This window comes from Vibrio sp. 10N.222.52.B7, from assembly GCF_041474275.1.
GTDB lineage: Bacteria > Pseudomonadota > Gammaproteobacteria > Enterobacterales > Vibrionaceae > Vibrio > Vibrio crassostreae_C.
In genome coordinates this window covers 2,350-3,504 of sequence record NZ_JBFRTU010000061.1, presented here as the reverse complement: position 1 = coordinate 3,504, position 1,155 = coordinate 2,350, and the positions used below count along the sequence as shown (strand labels likewise).

Sequence of the window (1,155 nt, the reverse complement as noted above, 5' to 3'; positions counted from 1 at the left end):
TTGAAGCGGCTCGTGCTGGCGAACAAGGTCGAGGTTTTGCTGTTGTTGCGGATGAGGTAAGAAACCTCGCAAGTCGCACCCAGTCATCGGTTGGTGAGATCAGAGCGGTGATCGACAAGGTTCATGCTGGAACTCAAGATGTCGTTGAAGCAATACAAGAAGGCAATATCCTAGCTAACGATACAGCACTACACGTTCAGAAAGCAGTTGAAGATCTGGGGTCGATCTTTACTTCTATTGAGGCGATCAGTGATATGAACAGTCAGATCGTTCGAGCAGCCGAAGAGCAACAATCGGTTTCCGGTGAAGTAAATCAAAGCGTGGTTAATATTCGCGATTTGAGTGCGAAGATCTTGGAGCAAGCCGCGGCTTCTGAGCAAGTCGGCAATGAAATTGACCAACTGTCTCAACAACAACAGAAGTTGGTCAATCAGTTCAAGGTATAAGCATTAAGCCTTAACCAGTTCTTGAATAGAAAAAGGGACAAATGAAGATTTCATTTGTCCCTTTTTTAATTGTTTATTTAGAGGCTATGCAATAACCAGCGGTTGACGCTGCTTACTCTTCGATAAACCAGTAGCCTTTGTTGACCAATTCAGTCACGACAGTTATGCCCGAAGGAGATAGGGCAGTAGCCGAGGTAATCATGGTCTCATCGCAAAGTATGTTGAGTAACGAAGAATCCGCTTCATCAACCTTAACCACTTCGCCATTGATGTAAGCAGTGTTGCTTTCATTTTCGTGGTAGAGCGCCTTTAAGCCTGATACTCGGTGAATCTCACCTTCAGACTCTAAGTGTTGAGCGATCTCTTCTTGAGTCCATAGTGGCTCTGGAGCAACGATATCAAGCTGGTGGCGTGATTGGCTTAGCAGACAACCCATGAATTCACTGATGGTTTCAGGTTGCTCTAGTGCAGATTTCAACATGTCTGTGAGATTGCTTAAATCCGATGAACGAATTTTTCCGTAGCCTTCTTGCATTTTGAATTCTGGATCGTGCAGGTGTACGTCACCCATATCATGAGCAAGCACAAAATCGGCAAAGTTGCTGATCAGTTCTTGTTCTTTAGGCGAGCGGTAGCCAATAGAGTAGCTCATTGACGGCTCTAACGTGCTCCCTTCATGTGGGAAACCTGGTGGGATATAAAGGATATC

General features: G+C 45.2%; 2 protein-coding genes. One reads left to right on the top strand and one right to left on the bottom strand.

Features of this window, described 5'->3' with window-relative positions; all coding sequences use genetic code 11:
• A partial coding sequence (locus AB4512_RS15435; RefSeq protein ID WP_372175150.1) for a methyl-accepting chemotaxis protein occupies positions 1–446 on the top strand: 446 nt, incomplete at its 5' end.
• Positions 447–558: 112 nt separating this feature from the next.
• Here AB4512_RS15435 and AB4512_RS15430 read toward each other — a convergent pair.
• Positions 559–1,155 (bottom strand): winged helix domain-containing protein (locus AB4512_RS15430; RefSeq protein ID WP_372175149.1); only part of this gene is annotated, 597 nt, incomplete at its 5' end.